Here is a 24139-nt window from a genome sequence, read left to right as displayed (position 1 = left end):
TTTTGGTCTTTCCCAACTTTCAGACTATAAGCCATGAACCATCAGCCATAAGCCACTTACAACGTAAAACTTACAACTTTTAACTCAATGCTTCCATGATCCGTTTGCGGTTGCCAACAATCCATAGCGTATCTCCCGGCTGGAATACCAGCGAGGAATCCGGGTTGACAATACGTTCATTATTGCGCTCTATCGCGGCAATCAGGCCTTGTGTACGTTCGCGTATGCCGGAATCGCGTATGCTTTGCCCGCAAATGGCCGAATGGGCTGTGATGGTGATTTTTTGCAGCTCAAGGTCTTTTTTGGCCGCTTGTGTATCTTCGCTGTAAACGCTGTGGTCTTCAACAAGCTGCTTAATGTGGGCAAGCTGCTCGTCGGTACCGATAACGGTCAGCTTATCATAAGGGAATAGCTGCTCATCGCGGTTGGGCGTTGGAATGCTGATCTTTCCCCGCTCAATCAGTGCAATGCTGACACCATAACGCTCGCGAATGGCCAGTTCGGCTAACGTTTTCCCTGTCAAAGGCGATTCGGGAGCTACCTGCATCTCGGCCAGGTGGGCTTCCCAGGGAATAATGGCCGTTTTTTCCCTCTGGTTTTCACGATCGTTCAGGTTAAGCAGGAAACGGGTTTCCAGCCGGTTATAAAATGCCTGTAGCTTTTTAGAAAACACGATGATGGCCAGTATAATGGCCATTAGTGCAATGATAATAGCCCAGGTAGCATTTAAGAAGATGTTAAGCAGGAAACCAATATATAATATCGCCAGCAGGATACGGGTTACTTCAATGGCTATCAGTGGCCCGCGGGAATACCGCTTGTTGAGCCATAAGTGCGAATAGGCTTTGCGTTCGATCCGCCGCAAGGCAAATGCCCATAAAAAGGGCGCCATCAGGATGAAGGAAATAACGATTCCGATGAGGATGCCATTAAGCCCTGCACCGATATTGGTGGTAATGAACGGATAGAGGTAATATTTCGCCAGGAACAATATCCCGGTAAGGATAACCGAGTGGGTGATAAAATTTATGAGATAAGCCCGCAATAACATTTTCCAGTCGCTGGTTTGGGCAATACCTTCTGTGCTTGAGCTGTAACGGTTCAGGCCGTCTATCCATTTCTGTGGAAGCATGCGCTCGATACCGGCAGCCAATGGCCCCGAGAATTTCATGAGGTAAGGTGTAGTAAAGGTGGTAATTACCGATACAGCCACAGCCACCGGGTACAGGAAGTTGCTGGTTACATGCAGGGTAAGGCCGAGGCTGGCAATGATGAATGAAAATTCACCGATCTGCCCCAGGCTCAGGCCGGCTTGTATGGCCACTTTTAAAGGCTGTCCCGCCACTAAAGCGCCGATGGAAGAGCTCAGGAATTTACCAGCTATGGTAACCAGTACCACGATAATAATTGTTGCGGCGTGCTCAACCAGCACCTGTGGGTCGATCAGCATCCCAACCGATACGAAGAAAACGGCTGCAAACAGATCCTTTACCGATTTGGTGAGATGCTCGATGTGCTCGGCTTGCGTGGTTTCGGCCAGGATAGACCCCATAATGAAAGCGCCGAGGGCGGGAGAGAAGCCGACTTTCACGGCAAGCATCACCATGAGTAAACATAAAGCTAACGATACAATGAGCATGGTTTCATCGTTCATCAGCTTGCGGGTGCGTTTGAGGAAGGTAGGAACCAGGAAAATCCCTCCCAAAAACCACAATACCAGGAAAAAGCCGAATTTTAATACCGAAAGCATAATTTCGGAGCCTGCAAATTGCTGGCTCACGGCCAGGGTAGAAAGCAGTACCATCAGTAAAATAGCTACCAGGTCGTCTACAATAAGCACGCCGAAGACGAGTTTGGCAAACCGTTTATGCTTCACGCCCAGCTCGTCAAACGCTTTGATGATAATGGTTGTGGACGAAACGCAGAGAATGCCGCCCAGGAAAATGCTGTCCATGGTCGACCAGCCCATCAGGCTGCCGACAAGATATCCCAGCAGCAGCATGGATACGGCTTCGGTGATACCGGTTACCGAGGCAGCGCCGCCTACTTTGGCGAGCTTTTTAAAGCTGAATTCAAGTCCCAGGCTGAAAAGCAGGAAAATGACCCCGATTTCAGCCCATATCGAAATGCTTTTTTCTTCTGCAACGGTGGGCAGTAAGGTAAAATGCGGGCCAACAAAGATGCCGGCAATAATATATCCCAAAACAATGGGTTGTTTGATTTTTTTAAACAGCAGGGTGACTACCCCGGCTGCGGCCAGGATGAGTCCGAGGTCAACGATCAGTTCGGGCAAATGAATCATAACGTATCTTCAAAAAAATAAATTAAATGCAATATACTATTTATTTAAAAGTAACAGGCAGCCAGTGCGTTACTGTTTTTTTCGCTGGCGCTTCCTGTCAAAGGTTGATGTAAAAGCTATTGTCTTAGCTGAATTCGTGCGCCGGAAATAAAACAGCGTAGTTATATGCAGGAGTGGTATGCAGGGCTGTATCGGCGGAACTGATTTTGCCGGGCAGCGGTACGGGCTGCCTGACGGTAATACACCATAAATCGGGGGAATTAGCATACGGATGATGTGCCGGGATATGCGCCTGGCGCAAATGCGATAACAGCACTAACTGTTCATCGGAAGTGCTGGGCGCAGGTAATGCGTTGGTTATGATGGGCTTGGCCTGAAGTACAGGGCCGGATTTCTGCAAAACGGGTTGTTTTTGAACACTGGCTTTTGCGGCGAGAGCGTTTATGCTCATACACGTTAAAAACAGTAACGTAAACAGTTTAAACCCGGTAATTTTGCTCATTGGGCTAAATATACTCAAAACAGGCTTAATGAGGGACTTTTTGGTATTTTATGATAAAATAATGAAACGGATGTGTGGTATAAATCCTACTTTTACGATTTGTTTTAACGTATAAGAACATGCAGCTTGCAGATACTATTGTAGCACTTTCAACCCCGCCGGGCAGCGGGGCAATTGGCGTGATACGCCTCTCCGGGCCGGACGCTATTGCCGTTGTCAACCGGGTTTTTTCGGGGAAGAACCTGCTGGAGCAGGCATCGCATACGCTGCACTTCGGTCGTATTGTGGAGGACGGCGCTATTATTGACGAGGTGGTTGCCGGGTTGTATATAGCGCCGAGATCGTACACCAAAGAGAACGTGGTCGAGATCAGTTGCCACGGTTCCAATTATATTATCCAGCAAATCATCAGCCTGCTGATACGCCAGGGAGCCAGGGCGGCCAAACCCGGCGAATTTACCCTTCGGGCTTTCCTGAACGGCGCTTTTGACCTGAGCCAGGCCGAGGCTGTGGCCGATCTCATCGCCTCCAATTCCAAAGCCTCGCACGATGTGGCTATGCAGCAAATGCGGGGCGGCTTTGCCGGCGAGCTGAAGCAGCTTCGTGAGCAGCTGATCCACTTTGCCTCCATGATCGAGCTGGAGCTTGATTTTTCGGAAGAAGACGTGGAATTTGCCAATCGCGGCCAGCTGCGTGAGCTGGTGATGCAGATCATGAAGGTGCTGCACCGGCTTATTGCTTCATTTGAGCTGGGTAATGTGATCAAGAACGGCGTGCCGGTGGTTATTGCCGGCAAGCCCAACGTGGGCAAGTCTACGCTGCTTAACGCCCTGCTGAACGAGGAGCGGGCCATCGTGTCCGAAATTGCGGGTACTACACGCGATACCATCGAGGATGAGATCAATATCAATGGCATTATTTTCCGCTTTATGGATACGGCCGGCATTCGCAGTACGGTGGATGTCATCGAGGCGAAAGGGGTAGAGCGTACGCTCGAAAAAATGAAACAGGCCCGGCTGATCATCTACATGGCCGATAATACGCAAACACTGGCTGAAATGGAAGAGCAGGTAAATGATATGGCCCGACTGCATATTCCATACCTGCTGCTCATCAATAAGGCCGAGCTGCTCACTCCGCAGCAACGTGATGAGCTGGCAAAGCTCAACGCACAGTTTATTTCGGCAAAGCAGAAAGAAGGTATTGACGAGCTGAAAAGCAGCTTGCTGGATGCCGTAAACCTGCACCACATCAATACCAGCGAGACGCTGGTGACCAACCTGCGGCACGTAGAGGCATTACGTCAAACGGAGAATTCCCTGCAACGGGTGTTGCAAAATATCGATAACCCGGTTACCTCTGATTTCCTGGCTATGGACATCAAGCAGGCCCTCCACTACCTCGGCGAAATTACCGGCACAGTCACCACCGATGACCTGCTGGATAATATATTTTCGAAGTTTTGCATCGGGAAGTAACCACCACAAAACAACCAAACACAAAACAAATATAAAACCCACTTAAAGCCCTGAATTAAGGGCTTTTTTATTGATGCAAAGTTATTGTTTATTTTGTGATTTTATGCGTTTATTCGGTACAAATTTGTACCTTTGTTGTACCTTGATACGTTTTGAAAGGTTTATTTGTACCTCAAAGCGTTTTTTTAGGGTAATTGTGGCACACATAGACACATAATGACACACTAAGGCACATACAGGCACAAAATGAGTAGTAACATTAAAGTAAAACGAATTTGTCAGCATTGCAGTAAGGAATTTACAGCCCGTACAACGGTAACTAAATACTGTTCGGACAAATGCAGCAAGGCAGCATACAAAGCCCGTAAAAGAGCCGAAAAGGTTAAGCAGTCAAACGCTGAAACCACACGAATAAAAAACCAACCTATTGAGCAACTGAAAGCCAAAGAGTTTTTAAGTATCAATGAGGTATGCCAGTTGGTTGGAATTAGTAGGCGTACCGTTTACCGATTGATTGAGCAAGGCGACCTAAAGAAAATAAAGGTTGGAAGCCGTACCCTTATTAAGCGTTCAGCCCTTAACAGGCTATTGAACAATAAGGAAACTGGAAAGCCTGAAATACCTGAACAACAAATAAACGACCTCAACGAATGGAAACAGGCAGGGGCGTTTGATATTAAAGACTGTTACACATTAACAGAGGTACAGAACAAATACAAGGTTTCTGAAAGCACCGTACAGCAGTTAATCAAAAGAAACAGCATACCCAAAATAAAGAAAGGTTGGTACGCTTATGTACCGAAACAGATTATTGATGAACTATTGACGTAAAAAAAGTTTTTTTCAGCCGTTCACATTTTTCACGGTTTTCACAAATAGCATAAAAGACAATGGCAACAAAAGTAAGTTTAAGGCAAAAGAAAATAAGCAAGGGGCGTAAAAGCCTGTACCTTGACTTTTACCCACCGATACCACACCCCGAAACAGGCAAACCCACACGCAGGGAGTTTTTAGGGCTTTACATTTATGAGAAACCTAAAACACCAATTGACAAACAGCACAATACTGAAACCCTGAAAATAGGCGAAAGCATACGCCAAAAACGGGAAAACTTTTTAAATAAGCCTGAAATTTACAGCGAATACGAAAAAGAACAGTTACGCAAAAAGGAATTGGGCGAACAATGTTTTGTTGAATATTTCAGAAAGTTAGCGAATAAACGTAAAGCAAGTAACCACGATAATTGGGTTTCAGCACTCAATTACATTGAAGCATTTACCAACGGTAAATTGAAGTTTGCAGACCTCAACGAAAAGTTTTTAGAGGATTTCAAAGAATACCTACTTACCACCAAAAGCAATAGGAGTAATAAAACCACCCTTTCACAAAATTCAGCCGTTTCATACTTCAATAAGGTAAAAGCTGCATTGAAACAAGCTTATAAAGACGGCATACTACAAACCGACCTGAACGCCAAAATAAGCCCAATTAAGGCAGCCGAAACAAGACGGGAATACTTAACTATTGAGGAATTAAATAAACTTGTAAAAACCCCTTGCAATGATGTTTTATTGAAACGTGCAGCCCTATTTTCAGCACTTACAGGGTTGAGGTTTTCAGATATTCAAAAAATGACTTGGGGCGAACTGGAATACATAAACGGGCAAGGGTATTTCCTGAACTTCAACCAAAAGAAAACCAAAGGCGTTGAGGTATTGCCCATTTCAGAACAGGCGTACAGCTTTACAGAGGGCACAGAAAACCCAAAGGATATGCCACAGGATAAACCCGTATTTGAGGGGCTTAAATATTCAGCCTACCATAACAAACACCTGTTTCAATGGATTGGAGCAGCAGGAATAACAAAGGATATTACCTTTCATTGTTTCAGACATACGTTTGCCACCTTGCAACTGTTTAACGGTACGGATATTTACACCGTTTCAAAAATGTTAGGACATAAAGACCTGAAAACAACGCAGGTTTACGCCAAAATAGTTGATGAAGCCAAACGAACAGCAGCCAATAAAATTAAACTGGATATGTAACCACTTAAAACATAAAAGACAAATGAATACATCAAAAGTTTGGTACACTACCGTACTGCAAATAAATACTGAACTCGAAAACCGAACCAAAAGCGACAATAAACACCCGTTGGACTTGCTTTTAATGGAGCAGGCAAATACACTTATTCAGCTTTTCAATGAATGTGAGTTTGTAGGCTTCCCAAAAACAGACCCCGAAGCTGAAACCATTATTTCAAATATTTTGGCAAAAGTTCAAAATTCACTTTCAGACAAAATGGACTTTGTACCCGAAAACCCTTTTTTCAATTTGTATTTGGGTTTATGCTATTTAGAAAAGGTTTTGCAGTTAATCAAACAGGAATACGAAAGCAACCTAAATACAACCCTTGAACACCTTGAAAATATCATTTACAATAGCAATGACTATCAAAATTTAGTTGAGGTTTCCCGAAATATAGGACGTAGAATAATCAATAAACAACAGCACCCCGAATTTGGAAAGTTAAAACAGCATATTACCGAACAGCTTGAATACATTGAACGAAGCAATAAGATTGAAAAAGCCTTACCACCTCAACCGATAAAAACAAAAGCAGATATATTAAAGGAACAATTGAGCCAATACGGTTTTTTTGAACTTGAAAAAGTAAAAACACTTTCAGAACAAAGCAAGGTTTCAATAATTGAAAAAATAGCTGAAAGCGGTTTGCCTTATGCAATTGCAATGTTTGATTACTTACAGTTTATTCCATATTTAGAGAAAAAGCATTTTGATAGCAAGTATAAATTAAATAGAGAGGTTTCAAAATGGTTTGATAGCGACAAGGAAGGACGAGCAGTAAAAGGCAATATAAGTTCATTATTAAAGAATACCACCGAAAATAAAGACCGTTATACAGCCTACAAACACAAAGAAAATGTAATAAAAGACTATGAACTATTAAAATAGGGCGTACCCCCTTATTGTTGCCCCTAAAAGCCCCCTATACCATTGCAGAGAATTACAAACAAAATTCTTTAAGCAATGGAAAATTTAACATTTGACAAGTTGCCCGAAGCGGTAACAATGCTAACAAAAGAAGTTAGCGAATTAAAACGCCTGTTAATTGAAAAACAGGAACAACCACCCACCGAACAGCCTGAACAACTCTTAACCGTTCAAGGTGCAGCGGAGTTTTTAGGTTTGACCGTCCCGACTATCTACTCGAAATGTTCACGTAATGAAATACCTTTTATGAAGCGTTCAAAAAGGTTGTATTTCAGCAGTACCGAACTTATGGAGTACCTCAAAGAGGGGCGTAAAAAGTCAAACGCTGAAATTGAAGCAGAAGCAAAAGCGTATTTGTCTAACGGTAAAAAAGGGTTGAAGTAATGGAAAGCACCAATAACAACAACCCTTTACATAAAAGACAGGGTAAAGATACGGACTTTAAAAGCCAACTGAAAACCATATTTCAGTATTTACAGGAACATATTGCCACAGCTTCAATGGTTTCGGCTGCAACTGGAATACCTCAAAAGAATATTTGCAGGTACAAACGTGATTTAGAAAAGGCAGGGCGACTTTGGGAAATTGAAAAGAAGCTATGTAAACAAACAGGCTTCAAAGCGTGGTACTTAACCACCAACCCCGAACAAGCCCCATTTAATAACCAATTAAACCTTTTCTGAATATGAAAGCAATAAAGATAAACCCACAGTTTGAGGACTTGCAGCAACCTGAAACGCTTTTAAACCACGTTCAGGAAATAACGGAAACCAAAGCAACCCCACACGCTGAAATATTAAGCCAGTTAATTGAACAGTTTGAACCGTTGGACTTTGAAGCAATGGCAAACCCACATAATGCCGAAAACTTCAAATTGACCAATAAGCACTATACTGTTTTATCAATTGAAAACGTCTTACAGATAGCTGAAAACAACCGTTGGGGCTTATGCAAAAACCACGATTTTATTTACTTATTCAACGGCACTTACTGGGATGAACTCAATAAAGAAACATTCCAAAAGTTTTTAGGTAAGGCAGCCGAAAAAATGGGCGTTCCTACCTTTTCAGCACGGTACTATAAATTCAGAAAAGAACTATACGAACAGTTTTTAGGCACAGCATACCTTGAACCTAAACCACCGTTGGCAAATAGGGTTTTAATCAACTTACAAAACGGTACGTTTGAGGTAAGCCCAAAGGGTACACAATTAAGACCGTTTGACCGTTCAGACTTCCTTACCTATCAATTACCATTTGAATACAACCCACAGGCAAAAGCCCCTTTGTTTGAAGCGTATTTAAACAAAGTATTGCCCGATATTGAACGTCAAAAGGTTTTAGCTGAATACTTGGGCTTTGTTTTCATTAAGCACGGGAGCAATAGACTAAAAGAAGAAAAGGCGTTAATACTTTACGGTACTGGAGCAAATGGTAAGTCCGTATTTTTTGAAATAGTAAGTGCCTTACTGGGTGCAGAAAATACAAGTAACTATTCATTGCAAAGCCTTACAAATGATAACGGCTATTTCAGGGCGAAATTAGCTAACAAGTTGGTAAACTATGCAAGTGAGATAAACGGCAAACTGGAAAGTGCAATATTTAAACAGTTGGTTTCAGGCGAACCCGTTGAAGCCCGTTTACCTTATGGCGAACCTTTCACGCTGAAACAATATGCCAAACTAATATTTAACTGTAATGAATTACCCAAAGACGTTGAATACACAAACGCCTATTTCAGACGATTTTTAATCATTCCTTTTGATGTTACCATACCACCACAGGAACAGGATAAACAGTTACACACCAAAATAATTGAAAATGAACTTTCAGGCGTTTTTAACTGGGTACTGGACGGCTTAAACAGACTATTGGAGCAAAAGAGGTTTACAGATTGTGAAGCGGTAAAACAAGCCGTTGAACAGTACAAAAGCCAGTCCGATAGTGTAAAGATGTTCATTGATGAAAACGAATACCAAAGTAGCCCAACCGATTACAGGTTAATAAAAGAACTATACACCGAATACCGGGGCTATTGCATTGAGGACGGTTTTAAACCCGTGAACAAGTCTAATTTCATTAAACGCCTTTCAGGTTTCGGGGTTTTGGTTGATAGGCTTAACGTGGGTAATGTAGCGTATTTGTCAAACGGCAAAAGACCTTTCTAATATGAATACAGAACACCGATACATATTTGAGAAAGGCAGTAAAAAACACCGTTGCCCGAATTGTGATAAAAAACGCTTTGTAAGGTATATTGATACCCAAACAGGCGAATACTTACCCGAACAGTACGGGCGTTGCGACCGTGAAATAAATTGCCCACAGCAGGAATACAACAACCCTTATTTGGACGGTTACGCAAAAGCTATTTGGGAGCAGGAACAAGGCAATAAAACAGAATGGAAGCCACAGCAACCAAAACGAATAAAGAAGCCTGTAAACAAGCCCAAAAGGGCGTTTATTCCCATTCAGGAACTTAAAAAAACACTTACTGGATATAATAACAATATTTTTATTCAAAACCTTTTACAGCGTGTTCCTTTCCCTTTTGAAGTGCAGGACATTGAAAAGGTTGTTTCGTTGTATAGGTTGGGGACTGTTCCCGAAAATGGGGCGGTATGTTTTCCTTATATTGATAGTAAAGGCAATGTAAATGCCGTGCAGGAAAAAATATTTGACTATACCAACCACACCGATAAAACAAAGAAGTACCATACCAGTTGGCTACATTCCCGACTAACTTACAACGAATACAAAAACAAGCCGTTGCCCGAATGGTTGGAAGCCTACAACAAGAACGAAACAAAGGTTTCCTGTTTGTTTGGCGAACACCTTTTAAGCAAATACCCATACAACCCCGTTGCGTTGGTTGAAGCCCCTAAAACGGCTATTTATGGCACGTTGTATTTTGGTTTCCCTGAACAGCCTACAAATTTACTTTGGTTAGCGGTTTACAATTTGAGCAGCTTAAACCTCAACAAGTGCAAAGCCCTGAAAGGAAGGAATGTTTATTTGTTTCCCGACCTATCAAAAGACGGTAAAGCCTTTGAGTTATGGAGCAATAAAGCAGCGGAAATACAAAAGCGTTTACAGGGTACATACTTTCACGTTTCAGACTTATTGGAACAGTTAGCACCACAGCAGGACAAAGAGCAAGGCAAAGACATTGCAGACTATCTTATAAAACAGGATTGGCGACTATTCAGAAAGCAGGACATAAAAGAAACACCACAGCCCGAACCTGAACCAGTTGAAACCTCAACCCGTGAAAAACGTGAAAAACGTGAAGCCCCAAAAAAAAACTTTTTTTTCGCAGCTTGAACCATTGCCAAAAGTTGAGGTATTCAAAACTGAACGAATTGAACACCCTATAAAGGAAAAGCCCCAAAACTGGAGCAATGATATTGCAGAACTTGAAAACTACTTTGCAAGTATTGAACTACCAACCCAACCCGTAAAGCTGAACAGGTGCAGCACAATAACGGATTGTTCCCTATTCATTGAAAACCACTTTGCCACCGTGAAAGCGAACAACGGCAAACGAACCTTTTTACCCTACCTGAACAGATTGCAGGAACTCAAACAAGTATTAACTATTCCCTAATTATTTAGGTTATTCTCTTATGGGGCGACATTCAGACATACCAACCCTTTACGATTTCTGTAAGCAGTTAAGCGTTTCAGACTTAAAAAAATGGAACTACTTAAAGCCAAACCAACTAAGTGAGGGCGTAATACGATTTACTTCACATAATTACGAAATACTTGAAATTTCAATAAAAGTTAGTACCGATATTGAAAACCCATTTATCGAATTGAAATATTTAATAAGCGGTACAGAATTAAATTACCGTGTTTACTTTGAGTTTGTACCCTCGAATTTAGGAACGGGCAATATTTGGTATTTTAGTTGCCCACGCTCAAACACAAGGTGCAGGAAACTGTATTTGATTAACGGATATTTTCAGCACCGTACAGCATACGACAAAGGATATTACCAAACCCAAACTTTAGGAACAAAGGATAAGTATTTGATAAGGCAATTTGATAAGCTGCAAAAATCTAATAAAGCCAAAAGCCAACTGTATAGTAAATACTTTAAAAGATACTACAAAGGAAAACCAACAAAACGGTATTTGAAACTACTAAAAGACATTGAAGCTGGGGGCGGTATTTCTGAAACCGAACTACTGATGAAATGATAAGTTGAAATGTTAGGCGGAAAGTTTCTTACTTCCCGTTTTGGAAGTCCTCAAAACCAAAACACTATTTTAGCCCCGAAAGGGGTTTTGTAATGCAGTAATGTACCTTATTTGTACCCCAAAAACATAAGTAACTGATATTAAGTACTAATTACTTTTTGCATCGGAAAATAGGAGATAGATTCTAAATGGTCATAGACTCAATCCCAAATCTGCCATAAATACAAAAATTTAAATATCCAAGTTTGTTGAGAACGGTTAACCAACGCCCAGATGCGTGTCTTCACGGCCGGTATAACAGAGCCTGTTTTTTCCTTCGTTTGTAGTTAAACTAATGTTCTCAAATCAATATTCAATTATCCATTGTCCATTATCATCTCTCCATTGTCACTTGTCCACTATCCATTGTCCATTGTCACTTGTTCATTGTCACTTGTCACTTGTCCATTGTCACTTGTCTACTATTACTGCAAAAAAAGTTTTCCCGGGACTAGTCCTATTTGCCGGCTCGTCCGTATTCCCTATATAAGCCAGTTATAACAGCTTTTAGAAATAGTACTAACCAGGGATGAATATCAACGAAAAACGTCTTCGACATCTGCTTTATCGTTATGCTACAAACAGCATCAGCCGTAAGGATTTTGATGAGCTTACCAGCTATATCCATCAGGCGGATTCAGACCCGGTTTTATTTGAGATAATGGAAGCGTTCTGGAACGACCTGGATAGTTCAAAAGCTGATACCAGTGCCAAAGACAAAGTATACCGGCGTATCGTCAGTGATTCCCGCTTCCGCGATAGTCACCATGTAGTACTGAAACCGGTTAAAAAGCAATCCCGGTATATCAAATGGTACGCGGCAGCGGCTGTTATAGTTATCGCTATTAGCGCAGGTCTGTATTTTTACCGGTCGCTTTCTGTTAATTCACCTGAAAGTAATGTCGCACGTACACAAACCCGGCCCAAACCGTCCCGGCAGCACGCAGGCCAGGCCACATTAACATTAGCGGACGGTACAAACCTGGTTTTAGACCAATCGCAAAACGGAACAGTTGCCATACAGGGTAATTCAAGTGTAAGCCAGGTAAATGGTCAGTTGGTATATATCAATTCGGGAATGAGAAGCAGTGCTGAAAATCTGAAAAACACCGTCACTACCCCGCGGGGAGCTTATTACCAGCTTATCCTTCCCGATGGTACAAAAGTATGGCTCAATACCGCGTCATCATTAACATACCCGGTTGCCTTTAATGATGCGGAGCGTCGTGTGGAGCTGCGGGGCGAGGCATATTTTGAAGTAGCAAAAGCCCCCCTTAATCCCCCCAAAGGAGGGAAATCCGGCAACACAAACTCCCTCTCCTTTGGAGAGGCCTGGATGCCATTTATTGTAGCTACGGCCAACCAGGAAGTAGAGGTGTTGGGTACGCATTTTAATGTAAACGCGTATGCCGATGATCCCTTTGCGAAAACAACCCTTCTTGAAGGGTCGGTAAGGGTTTCAAACCATAAACAACAGGTAATTATAACGCCGGGAGAACAGGCAATAGTAACAGGTGCAAAGCCTGAAATTTCTGTTCGGAAAGTAGATACCGAAGAAGCTATGGCCTGGAAGAACGGCTACTTCGTATTTAATAATGAAGATATCAGGACAGTAATGAAAACCATTTCCCGCTGGTATAACATCAGGATAGAATACCAGGGCGATATGTCGGGAAAAACCTTTGGCGGGACAATCTCCCGTTACGCGGATTTAGATAAATTATTAAAGGCGATAGAACTTACGGGAGCTATCCATTTCCGGGTAGAAGATGAGGCGGAGAACAATGGAAAAGCATCGCTGGAAAGGAGGGTAATTGTTATGCCATAAGTACTTAAGTGCTTAAGCGTAAGTAATCAGGAGCGTTGCAGCGCCCCTGATTTTAAGCCCTTAGGCCCATCAGGTTATCCATTATTTGCCTTACAACTAATAAATAAAAACCTAACATTCAAATGTACAAAAAATTACGACGATTTTTTGCAGGAGCTAGTCTTCGCAAACCGTTGAACCTATTATTTATAATGAAGCTCTCTTTTACTATTGTGCTGTTTTCATGCCTGCAGGTAAGTGCGTTTACGTATGCGCAAAAAATTACCCTTGTAAAGAAGCAGGCCTCGCTGGAAGATGTTTTCAAAGCTATCAGGAAACAGAGTGGTTACAATATTTTTTACAACTCTGAAATGCTGGCGGGAACCTCCCCGGTAACGTTAAATGTTAAAAACCTGGACATCAATGAGGTGATGAAGAAATGCCTGAAAGGGCAAAACCTCAATTATAATATTGTTGATAAGAACATTATTATATCAAAACCTTCTCAGCAGGACAAAGCGCCTGTAAAAGCCACTGTGGTTACCGGTAAAATTACCGATGATAAGAATATTCCCCTGCCGGGAGTCAGCATCCGGGTAAAGGGTACACAGGTTTCGGCGGTATCAGATAAAGACGGTAATTACCGGATTACAGTTCCCGGTAATGATGCCATACTGGTATTTACATCCATCGGTTTTGTCAGCCAGGAGCGCAAGCTTACCGGCGGTTCGGTAATCAATGTGAAGCTGATGCAGCAGGTTACAGGATTAAATGAAGTGGTTGTGGTTGGCTATGGCGAAGTACAGCGTAAAGACCTTACGGGAGCTGTAGCCACGGTAAAAATGGCTGATATAGAACGGGTCCCCGAAGTAAGGGTAGACCAGATGCTGGAAGGGCGTATTGCCGGTGTTGATTTAATATCGGCTGGGGGTGACCCCGGAAGCGGTACTACAGTCAGAGTTCGGGGAACCCGTTCTATTAATGCCGATAATGAACCCCTGTATGTTATTGACGGTATGATTGATGCCGGCGATTTGAGCGATGTCAATCCATCGGATATTGAATCAATCCAGGTATTGAAAGACGCTTCGTCAACCGCTATTTATGGTTCCCGCGGAGCTAATGGCGTAATATTGATTACGACGAAAAAAGGTTCGCCGGGGAAAGATGTATTTAATTACAGGGCCGATATGGGGTTTGCGGAACTTCCCCGGTACCTGGATATGATGAACGCTACCGAATACGCGGAACTGCAGAATGAGAACTATTACAATAATAACCCAACAGGAACCAATCCGCCTTATCCGGATGCGGCATCGTTAGGCGAAGGCACCAACTGGACCAAAGAAATAACACGCAGGGCTCCTTATCAAAATCATACGCTTTCGGTTTCGGGCGGAAATACCGGGCTTCGCTATTACTTTTCCGGTAACTATGCCAACCAGCAGGGTATTATCAAAGCATCAGGATTTGAACGCTACCAGGGCAGATTAAATCTTGATAAAACCTTTTCGATGAAATTAAAGGGTGGATTAAGAATTAACTATTCCAATACTGCTACCGATAACAACAAAGTGGATATAGGTTCAAATGCCGGATGGTGGAATTCTACCCTGGCACTGCCTCCTGTAATGAATGCTTACGATGCAGGTGGCAATTTCGAGTCGTGGAATCCCGGTTGGTATGCAGGTGGCGTAATCAACAGCCCGTTGGCTTTGGTAGAAAGCGTAAAAAATATCACATACCGTAAAGTATTGTGGTCAAACCTGTTCCTGGAGTACCAGCTTTTAAAAAATCTTAAATTAAGGACCGCTTTCAGCAATACCGTTTCCAACGCGAATGTCAATCAGTACCAGCCCAGCACGCTGCCCCGCCGCGAATTTTTGGAGCAGGGCGGTTATGCCTACAAATATGCTAACAGGTACAATGGCATATTAAGCGAAACTACTCTGAGCTATGCTAAAAGCTGGAGAAGTACCCACAATTTAAACCTGCTTGGCGGTTGGACAATACAGAAAAAAACATTTGAAAGTCAAACACAAAGTGGTAGCGGCTATATGCTCGATGAACTGGAGGAAAACAACATGCAGGGTGCGCCAAGCTCCAAAACTTTTGTAAGATCAGATTTGTGGCAGTCTGCCATGCTTTCCGCACTTGGACGTTTAAACTATAATTATGGAAGAAAATATTATGTTACCTTAACCGGCCGTGCCGATGGTGCATCCAATTTCTCGGCTAACCACAAATGGGCGTTTTTTCCATCAGGGGCTTTTAAATGGGCCATGCTGGAAGAGCCCTGGATGCAACCCTTAAAACGTGTGCTTAGCGAAGCATCTGTACGTTTAAGCTACGGGGTATCCGGAAACCAGGCTATACCGGCTTACGGCTCACTGGCAAAACTAACGGCCAGCAGCAGCGGGTACATTTTAGACGGAACAATACCGGTAGCCTATTACCCGGAAAATATTCCCAATGCCAATTTAAGCTGGGAAACCTCATCGCAATGGAATGCCGGTATTGATTTTAAACTGGCTAATAATAAGCTGTCCGTTACCCTCGATGCCTACAACACCATCACCAAAGATTTGCTGCTGAATGTGCAGCTGGCACAGCAGGTAGGTTATACCTCGCGTTTGGTTAACCTGGGCGAAACACAGAATACAGGTTTAGAATTGCTTATCAATTCTGTAAACCTGCAATCGCTATCCGGGTTTAAATGGAGTAGCTACTTCACGTTTTCAACCAATAAAAACCAGGTGTTAAGCCTCGGCTCGTTAACGCGGGTGACCACTGAACCTAATTACTCGGCTCCGCAATATTACATGTATGCCTATGAGGTAGGCCGGCCCATATCAGGCTTATACGGCGTAAATTATGCCGGAACCTGGAAATCGCAGCAGGAAATTACTGATTGGGGCGGCAGCAAATACGTTTCTATAGACTCGTATTATCAGCCCGGTCGTCAGCGTTATATAGATGCCAACGGCGATGGCGTGCTCAGTGAGGCCGATGAAGTGTACCTGGGGCAAAGCGACCCGAAAATATACGGCGGCTTAGGTAACACCTTTAAATACAAAGGTTTTGACCTTGATATATTTTTCCAGTATTCATGGGGAGCCAAAATGTATAATCCCCTGGAATTTAAGCAGGGAACAGGCTATATCGGGCCTAACCAATTCAGGTATGTGGTAAACCGGTGGACGCCGGACAATCCGACTTCAGATATCCCGAAGGTTAATTCGCAGGATTTTGTGGCTACAGACCGCTTTGTGCACGATGCCTCCTACTTACGGCTGGCAACTGTACGACTGGGTTACAATTTCAGCAAAAAGAATATGCCCGTTAAGGCATTGCAGAATCTGGGCTGCTACCTTACCGGTTCCAACCTGTTCCTGCTAACAAAATACAATGGTTACGACCCCGATGTAAGCACTAATTCCTCGTCTACCGTACGCCGTAAAGACGATGGCGCTTATCCTAAAAACAGGACGATAGCTTTGAGTGTGTCGCTTAAATTTTAAACCAGATTTTAATACAGAAACAACATGATAAAGTTATTTAAAACTGCAATATGCTTAGCTCTTTTGGCCATGCTGGGTTCCTGTTCTAACTTTTTGGACGAAAATATTAAAAACAGTGCAACTCCCTCTAACTTTTACAATACCGTAGAAGAAGGCCAGGCAGCGGTAAACGGGATTTATACCGTATTGTACGATATATTCACCGATATTAACTTCTTTGTATCGGCAGAGGGTGCAACAGACCTCATGGTTACGCCCGACTCGCGGCTGCTGACCGGTGCCTTCGGCTATTCGGCCTCTACACCTATTGCCGGGCAAAACATCTGGCAAAGTTCCTACAAAGGCATTATGTATGCCAATAACGCCATCGATGCCATTAACAAAAGTCCAATGTCTGATGCAGAGAAAAAGCCCTTAATTGCCGAAGCGGTATTTCTCAGGAGCCTGTACTATTATTTTCTTACCAGCACGTTTAACGATGTACCCTACTGGGATTATGGTTTGACCTCTGAAGAAGCCGTAAACCATACGCTATCATTACCCCGCAGTAGTGCTGATTCTATACGTAATGTATTGATGGATGACCTGGAAACTCACGCACCCGATTTGGTGCTTACCGCAAGGGGTAGAGCCACCCAGGGGGCAGCCTATGGTCTGATGGCACGCATTGCCCTGTTTAATAAAAACTGGGAGAAGGCACGGTGGGCGGCAGAGCAGGTGATAGACAGCCATACATACAGTTTGCTAAACAATTATGCCGATGCCAGCAATACAAAAAACAGTAAAGAATCTGTTTTTGAAATACAATTTACCTATTCGGCAACAGGCACGCAACGGCCCAGCAATATATTTATTTATTGCATGCCCACTCCTAAAAACGATACCTTTTACGATGGGGTGGATATGGGCAGCAGTACAGCCACTACCTACGGTACTATTAAGCCAACCCGGCGCCTGGTATCCTATTATGCCGATAACGATAAACGTAAACCCTTCGTGTTGGGCTATACCTATAACGGGCAGGAGTTTAACCGCTCTAAAAATCAACATCTGCCCTGGCTGGGGCCCAAATTCTGGGATTTTAACGCTGTTAACATAGCCAGTGGAAAAAACATGCTTTTTATGCGCTATTCGGATGTGTTGCTAATGATGGGCGAGGCATTGATTGAACTGGATGAGCTGGATGATGCTAAATACTATATCGATTTGGTGCGTAACCGTGCTGGTATTGGCGGTATACTCGTTACCGACCAGGCTACCATGCGGGAAGAACTGCACAAAGAGCGTGCCCGTGAGCTTGCAGGTGAATTTACCCGCAGGTGGGATATTGTGCGTTGGGGCACATTTTACCAGGATATTAAATCGGTAGCTCCGGATTATGCGGTGGCGGCAAATAACGTGCGGCCCTATAATTTATATTATCCCATACCGGCCCTGGAAATAGCCAAAAATCCGGCACTGGTACAAAATCCGGGATATTAAGCCCCTCCCGACCTCCCCAAAGGGGAGGAGTAGGGGAAAACGAAAGACAAAAAACGAAGAACCAAAGGTTAGCTCCCTTCTTTAGGAGGGGGAGGCCTGAAAACGAACCAACAATGAAACAAATGTTATATATCGCCCGCTTATGCCTGCTCACACTGGTTTTCCTGTTTGCCGGGGTAGCCGTTAGGGCGCAGGCCGGGCATGAGCTTAAAATTATGACCTACAATGTACTGAAAGGATTTAAGAGTACACCGGCCTATAAAGACAAGTTTGTTACCTGGATATCAAAAGATACGCCCGATATTATCGTTTACGAAGAACTATCGAAATTTAACGATGGAACGTTAAGCGACTTATGCAGGCAATTCGGTCATCGTTATACCGCTTTTTTTGATACTAAAAGTGGGTTCCCCGTTGGTATATCCTCAAAATATCCAATCAGCAATATCCAACGTATCAAGGAAGATTTGCACCACGGCCTTATGATGGCCAAAATACTCGATTATAATATAGCAGTACTGCATTTATCGCCATTTAGCTGGGAAAAACGCTATGATGAAATAGGCAAGATTATACAAAAGCTTCAAACCTTGCCCGGCAATGAAAGAACCATAGTAATGGGCGATTTTAATGCACGTTCCCCTTTGGACAGTCTTGCCTACAATGCCAATCCCGATGCGCAGGAACGGTCGGTAAAGGCAAAAAGCAAAAACGTAAACAGCAAGGGCAAATTTGATTATACGGTAATAGAACGAATGCTACAAGCAGGTTTCACCGACTGTCTTAAACAGTTTAACCCCGATTTCCAATACACCTGCCCAACTCCTTACTATGCCACAGCCGGTGTAGACAGCCGCATGCGGATAGATTATATCTGGGTTAATGAGCCGCTGAAAGCGCATATTAAAAAATGCGAGGTGCTGCGTAACTGGTATACCGATTTCCTTTCAGACCATTATCCCGTATTGCTCACGCTTTCAAATTAGCAGAATATTATGAAAATGAAGACAACATACCTGCTGCTGCTGTTCGTTACGATGAATGCGGCTGCGCTGTTTGCTCAAAACAAACCCGGGCAGAAAAAAATACTCGAAACCTTTCTTGATGCACAAAATAAGCCTCTGTATCCTGTAGCGAGGGTATATACCCCAACCGGGTACTGGATATTTAACGGGGCGCTGGTTACTGCCAGCCAGAAATTGGATATACGGCCAAAAGCGCCCCGCGTGCTTGCGGGCAATGGCAGTAGTGAAAGCGGCTTTATAAGTACCGACTACGATATTAAAGGCCTGCAAAAAATACGTGTTGGCTTTATCGGTTACAAAGTCGATAATGGGCCTTTCGCTGTGGAGGTGCTGGTTTCTACCGATAAAGGCAAAACCTGGAAATCGTTAGGCAGCAAGCCCGGCGACCCCGCCAAAGTGGAAGAAACCATTGCCGAATTTACGTTGGATAATCCCTCAAAAGGTAGCTACCGTGTAAAAATAGCCAATGCTTCAGAGCCTATACCCAACCGTTTAAACCGTATCAATATCACCGAAGTACAATTGATTTATGAAGAATGATAGAATATCTATAAACAAAACCATGAAGAAATTTAATCCTACCGTCCCCTTTAATTCTCCCGCCAGCGGAGGAGACATGGCGCTTTATGCGACTTGCATATCCACCTCTTCGAGGGTGCAGGAGGAGGAAAATATAAAATACTATAATCCAACAATGTTTAATAATGCGCTACGCATAACCTTAATGGTATCTGTGTTTTTATGCCTGATGATATTTAACATGACCGCTTATGCGCAGAAAACCATTACCGAAACCTTTGAGCAGGCTAGCAAAAAAGGGCTTTATCCTATCGGTAAAGTAAATACACCGCTTGGAACCTGGACGTTTGACGATGCCCTGGTAACGCCCAGCGAACCGCTGGATTTCAGGCCAATGGCGCCGCGTATACTGACCGCTTCTACCCCTGAAGAGCCTGCCGGAAGCGTGACCACGGATTTTGATATCCCCGGTCTCAAATCAGTAAAAGTAGGCTTTGTCGGCTTTAAGCAAGACCCCGGCTATTTCCAGGTAGAAGTATTTGTATCTAAGGATAAAGGCAAAACCTGGGAAAGCTTAGGCACAAGCCGCGGTCGTTATGACAAAGCCGCGGAGACCTTCGCTACTTTTAAGGTCAATTCAGATTCAGCTAAAAAACAGTCATACCGGGTGCGCATCGCTAATGCCTCAGCGCCGTTGTTAAGCCGGTATAACCGCATCAACCTCACCTTGGTAGAAATGGAGTATGGAAAATAAAGAAAACCCTATCATGAAGATAAAAAGCACATTTAGAAAAAACTTATGGAAGGGCTTAATTGCCGTTACTATAATAACAGGCTTGTTTTCCTGCAAAAAAGCAGAAATACAGGGTAATATCGTCAATAACTTTTCCCGCTTTGGCGCAAATACCACCATTAGTAAGGTAATTTCCGGCGGCGGTAATATCTCAAATCCCGTGTTTTGGGCTTATGTAACTGCCAGCGGGGGGGCACAAAATGCCCCGGCTATGTTATGGCTGCAAGATGAAACAGGAGGCGTTGCCATAAAACTACAACAAGACCAAAGTACCGAATTTACCCCCGGTACACTGGTATTGGTACATGTTGATGGATTGAGAGTACAGCGTGAAGGTTCTTTTTACCTGTTGGGGCTTCCTGATGGTGATAGCATTAAAGCGCTTGGCGAAACCGAACTGGAAGAATACGTTACCATTGCGGCGAAGGAGCAGGTTATGGCCATAAACCAGGTTACGCTCGGTCAACTGGATACTACCTACAATCAACAGGTAGTAACCGTAAGCGACGTAGAGGTAGCCGATGAGAACCTGACCGGAAACTTTGGCCCCGATACGGAGCCGGAAAAAGAAATTATCCTGCAAGACTGTTCGGGTAATGAAATTACCCTGGTAACAGGTAAAGACGCCGAACTGGCTAAGGTAGCTGTTAAAACAGGCCACGGTAATTTAACCGGGCTGGTTACTATTAATAACGGTGTGAAACAAATAAGGTTGCTCAACGCGGCCGCGGCCGATGTATTGAAGGGGGCACGTTGCAAATACCTGCAATATGCGGAAAATAAGTATTTTGTAACCACAAATGGCAGCGTACTCAATGATGGAAAAAGTTGGGCGACAGCCAAAACTCTTGATGCCGCTATTGCCGCAGCGGTTAGCGGCGACAGCATTTTTGTGGCCAAAGGTACCTATACCGCAACAAGCGGTAGCGCCCTTATTACCCTCACAGGGGCTAACAACGGTATCATGCTGTACGGAGGCTTTGCCGGTACCGAAACCATCCTGAACCAGCGCAACCTTACCGCCAATACTACCATATTACAGGGCGACGGCAACAGGGTAATATACAACCAGGGTAGCAGTGCTTTACCTATTACCGGTGTTGTTTACGATGGCTTTACCATTACGGGAGGTAATGTAACCGGCTCTGGCGGAGGGATGTACAACACCTATGCTAACATTACTGTTGCCAACTGTATCTTTAAGGAAAATACCTCTAGTGCCAGTGGTGGCGGCATGTACAACGGTAATAACCAAATTACCCTTACCAACTGTAAATTTTACAGCAACACGGCCAACACCAACGGTGGTGGCGGCGTGCTAGTTTCATCAGGTTCATCGGCCACTATTACCAATTGTGTATTTGATGACAATAAAACAAGTGCCGGGAATGGTGCAGGTGTATCAACTTATCATATCGATGCCGCTAATCCAACTACTGTTAGCGTGAGCAACTGTACCTTTACACGCAATGCGGCCACAGGCACAGGTGGCGGTATGTACAACTATCAAAATATTACCATTACTGTTTCGGGCTGTACGTTTTCAGACAATACGGCAACCACCGATGGTGGCGGTATATTCAACAACCCTTCTGCCAATGCCACTATTACCAATAGTACCTTTACGAGCAATACCGCAACCTTAAATGGTGGCGGCATATACAATTCCGCTTCTTCCAATGGTGCTATTACCAACTGTACTTTTATAAGCAATATAGCAAATAATACAGCAACCGCCACTGGCGGGGGCGGTTTATTTAGCACCAATGCCAGCCCCATGGTTACCTATTGTAAGTTTATGGGCAATAAGGCGGCCAATGGTGGCGGTATACTGCTTACCAATGCTGCTGCTACCACCAAGTTTGTCAACTGTCTTTTTTCGGGCAATATGGCAACTAATGCAGGTGGCGCCAGCTACATTAATAATAGTGGTACAGGCAGTTCCTGTGAACCATCTTTTATCAATTGTACCATTGCGGCCAATTATGCCAAAAATACCGGCGGTGGCCTATACAACACAGGTAGTAACGGCGGTACTACCATTACGGTTACCAATTGTATTGTTTATGGCAACAGCGGTGGCATAGCAAACAGTGCCGCCGCCGGGGCTACCGCTACGGTAACCTACAGCAATGTACAGTTTATGGGAGCTTCCAACGAAGTAGATTACAGCACTGGCACAGGCAATTTTAACGTTGACCCTAAGTTTACCAACTTACCTGCATATAGCAGTACCGCACCTGTTACCACTGGCAATTATACTTTGCAGGGCACTTCTACGCTAATTAATAAGGGCAACAACAACGCCATTAACGGCTACACTACCGACCTTGCCGGTAATCCGAGAATTAACAACACCACCATAGATATGGGCGCTTATGAGCATCAAAACTAAAATGGTTTATCTTATCCATTATAGTTTAATAATGGTGTTATTGACCGCTTGCAGTAAAAAGCAAACGGCTAGTAACCCTGTGCCTGTTAGTTTATTGGGGTGCAATTGCATGTTAACTGATATATGAAATACAAGTGCCTTATACCGGTTCTGTTTGTGCTGCTGTGCGCTTGTGGCAAAAAGCGGGAGTCCGATGGCATAATTGGCTCACCTGTCAATAAGCAGCAACCAGCGGGTAACAACTGGTTAAGCCCGTTGAAAATAGCTTCATATAACATTGAGTATAACCATGATGCTAAAGTAACAGACAATTACTGGGTAAACCGGAAAGGTATGGTAAAAAGTATGTTTGATAAATACGTGTTTGATATTGCCGGAGTACAGGAACCTTATTACAGCCAGTTGCAGGACATGACAGCCCTGCTGCCCGGTTATGCTTATGTGGGTAAAAGTGTTTACGGCAATACTACGGTTGATAAGCAGCTTACCGTGAATATCTTTTATAAAAAAAGCAGGGTAGAAGTGGCTAAGTGGGATTCTTTCTGGTTTTCAGATACACCCACCATTCCGGGTATAGCCTGGGGAGCGGGGCAATGGCGTATATGCACCTGGGCCTTTGTTAAAGACAGGCAAACCGGTAAGCGCTTTTATTTTTTCAGCGTCCATTTAGATTTTACCGGAACTGAGGCAAGGACAAAAAGCGTGGCCTTGCTGCTTGATACCATCCCGGTAATTTCAAAAGGCTACCCCGCGGTGCTTACGGGCGATTTCAATTTCAGCCAGCATCAGCAGTTCTATCCGCAGATAACCGCCGGTAATATCCTGAAAGATACGTATGCGCTAACAAGCAACCGTACCAATGGCATCAGGGGGACTTTTAACAACTACGACCCCGCACGCACAGACGACAGCCGTATTGACCATGTTTTTGTAACAACTACGGCGCCGGTTAAAGTGAATAGCTGGGCCATACTAACAGACTCGTTTAACGGGAAATTCCCGTCAGACCATTTTCCGGTCAGCGTGGAGTTGAGTTTTTCAACACAATAATAGA

At 43.7% G+C, this 24139-nt stretch carries 20 protein-coding genes; 18 read left to right on the top strand and 2 right to left on the bottom strand.

Features of this window, described 5'->3' with window-relative positions; translation table 11 throughout:
- Positions 1 to 79 precede the first annotated feature (79 nt).
- Together FW774_RS06395 and FW774_RS06390 are read right to left on the bottom strand one after the other, a co-directional pair.
- Complete coding sequence (locus FW774_RS06395) at positions 80 to 2302, bottom strand: cation:proton antiporter (protein WP_149347348.1); 2223 nt, start codon at positions 2300 to 2302, stop codon at positions 80 to 82.
- Positions 2303 to 2426: 124 nt separating this feature from the next.
- The gene (locus FW774_RS06390; protein ID WP_149347347.1) at positions 2427 to 2753 is read right to left on the bottom strand and encodes a hypothetical protein; all 327 of its coding nucleotides are present in this window, start codon (positions 2751 to 2753) and stop codon (positions 2427 to 2429) included.
- A gap of 170 nt (positions 2754 to 2923) precedes the next feature.
- Here FW774_RS06390 and mnmE point away from each other — a divergent pair, with 170 nt between their 5' ends.
- The 18 genes from mnmE to FW774_RS06305 all read left to right on the top strand — a co-directional run bounded on the left by mnmE (position 2924) and on the right by FW774_RS06305 (position 24135).
- Entirely contained in the window at positions 2924 to 4282 is a 1359-nt protein-coding gene (gene mnmE, locus FW774_RS06385) for a tRNA uridine-5-carboxymethylaminomethyl(34) synthesis GTPase MnmE (protein WP_149347346.1), read from the top strand.
- Between the two features lie 246 nt (positions 4283 to 4528).
- Positions 4529 to 5113, top strand: a complete 585-nt coding sequence (locus tag FW774_RS06380) for a helix-turn-helix domain-containing protein (RefSeq protein WP_149347345.1) — start codon at positions 4529 to 4531, stop codon at positions 5111 to 5113.
- Between the two features lie 59 nt (positions 5114 to 5172).
- Positions 5173 to 6330 (top strand): site-specific integrase, encoded by a 1158-nt coding sequence (locus tag FW774_RS06375; RefSeq protein ID WP_149347344.1) that lies wholly within the window; start codon positions 5173 to 5175, stop codon positions 6328 to 6330.
- A gap of 22 nt (positions 6331 to 6352) precedes the next feature.
- Positions 6353 to 7261, top strand: coding sequence for a hypothetical protein (locus FW774_RS06370; protein ID WP_149347343.1), 909 nt, complete (start codon positions 6353 to 6355; stop codon positions 7259 to 7261).
- 75 nt (positions 7262 to 7336) lie between these two features.
- Positions 7337 to 7684 (top strand): helix-turn-helix domain-containing protein, encoded by a 348-nt coding sequence (locus FW774_RS06365; protein WP_149347342.1) that lies wholly within the window; start codon positions 7337 to 7339, stop codon positions 7682 to 7684.
- Entirely contained in the window at positions 7684 to 7983 is a 300-nt protein-coding gene (locus FW774_RS06360; RefSeq protein WP_149347341.1) for a hypothetical protein, read from the top strand. Before FW774_RS06365 ends, FW774_RS06360 begins: the two co-directional genes overlap by 1 nt.
- Positions 7984 to 7985: 2 nt before the next feature.
- On the top strand, positions 7986 to 9467 hold the full coding sequence (locus FW774_RS06355) for a phage/plasmid primase, P4 family (protein ID WP_149347340.1): 1482 nt from the start codon (positions 7986 to 7988) through the stop codon (positions 9465 to 9467).
- A 1-nt stretch (position 9468) separates the two neighbouring features.
- A complete protein-coding gene (locus FW774_RS06350; protein ID WP_187774834.1) occupies positions 9469 to 10623 on the top strand; it encodes a DUF6371 domain-containing protein in 1155 nt (384 codons plus the stop codon).
- Positions 10568 to 10906, top strand: a complete 339-nt coding sequence (locus FW774_RS20860; RefSeq protein WP_410522728.1) for a DUF6965 family protein — start codon at positions 10568 to 10570, stop codon at positions 10904 to 10906. Before FW774_RS06350 ends, FW774_RS20860 begins: the two co-directional genes overlap by 56 nt.
- Before the next feature lie 19 nt (positions 10907 to 10925).
- A complete protein-coding gene (locus tag FW774_RS06345; protein ID WP_149347339.1) occupies positions 10926 to 11504 on the top strand; it encodes a hypothetical protein in 579 nt (192 codons plus the stop codon).
- Positions 11505 to 12072: 568 nt separating this feature from the next.
- Positions 12073 to 13371 carry a FecR family protein gene (locus FW774_RS06340; RefSeq protein ID WP_149347338.1) on the top strand — a complete coding sequence of 433 codons (1299 nt, stop codon included), beginning with the start codon at positions 12073 to 12075 and terminating at the stop codon, positions 13369 to 13371.
- Between the two features lie 191 nt (positions 13372 to 13562).
- Positions 13563 to 16871 (top strand): TonB-dependent receptor, encoded by a 3309-nt coding sequence (locus tag FW774_RS06335; protein WP_187774833.1) that lies wholly within the window; start codon positions 13563 to 13565, stop codon positions 16869 to 16871.
- A 24-nt stretch (positions 16872 to 16895) separates the two neighbouring features.
- A complete protein-coding gene (locus FW774_RS06330; protein ID WP_149347336.1) occupies positions 16896 to 18353 on the top strand; it encodes a RagB/SusD family nutrient uptake outer membrane protein in 1458 nt (485 codons plus the stop codon).
- A gap of 113 nt (positions 18354 to 18466) precedes the next feature.
- Complete coding sequence (locus FW774_RS06325; protein ID WP_149347335.1) at positions 18467 to 19339, top strand: endonuclease/exonuclease/phosphatase family protein; 873 nt, start codon at positions 18467 to 18469, stop codon at positions 19337 to 19339.
- A 9-nt stretch (positions 19340 to 19348) separates the two neighbouring features.
- Positions 19349 to 19918: a hypothetical protein gene (locus tag FW774_RS06320; protein ID WP_149347334.1), complete on the top strand. Its 570-nt coding sequence runs from the start codon at positions 19349 to 19351 to the stop codon at positions 19916 to 19918.
- Positions 19919 to 19940: 22 nt separating this feature from the next.
- Entirely contained in the window at positions 19941 to 20651 is a 711-nt protein-coding gene (locus FW774_RS06315; RefSeq protein ID WP_149347333.1) for a hypothetical protein, read from the top strand.
- The gene (locus FW774_RS06310; protein ID WP_149347332.1) at positions 20641 to 23085 is read left to right on the top strand and encodes a DUF5689 domain-containing protein; all 2445 of its coding nucleotides are present in this window, start codon (positions 20641 to 20643) and stop codon (positions 23083 to 23085) included. Before FW774_RS06315 ends, FW774_RS06310 begins: the two co-directional genes overlap by 11 nt.
- 123 nt (positions 23086 to 23208) lie before the next feature.
- Positions 23209 to 24135, top strand: a complete 927-nt coding sequence (locus FW774_RS06305) for an endonuclease/exonuclease/phosphatase family protein (protein ID WP_149347331.1) — start codon at positions 23209 to 23211, stop codon at positions 24133 to 24135.
- Positions 24136 to 24139 lie beyond the last annotated feature (4 nt).

Origin of the sequence: Pedobacter sp. BS3, assembly GCF_008274585.1 — a bacterium.
Taxonomy (GTDB): domain Bacteria; phylum Bacteroidota; class Bacteroidia; order Sphingobacteriales; family Sphingobacteriaceae; genus Hufsiella_A.
The sequence above is the reverse complement of the archived record's forward strand: the minus strand, read 5'-3'. Positions and strand labels throughout refer to the sequence as shown.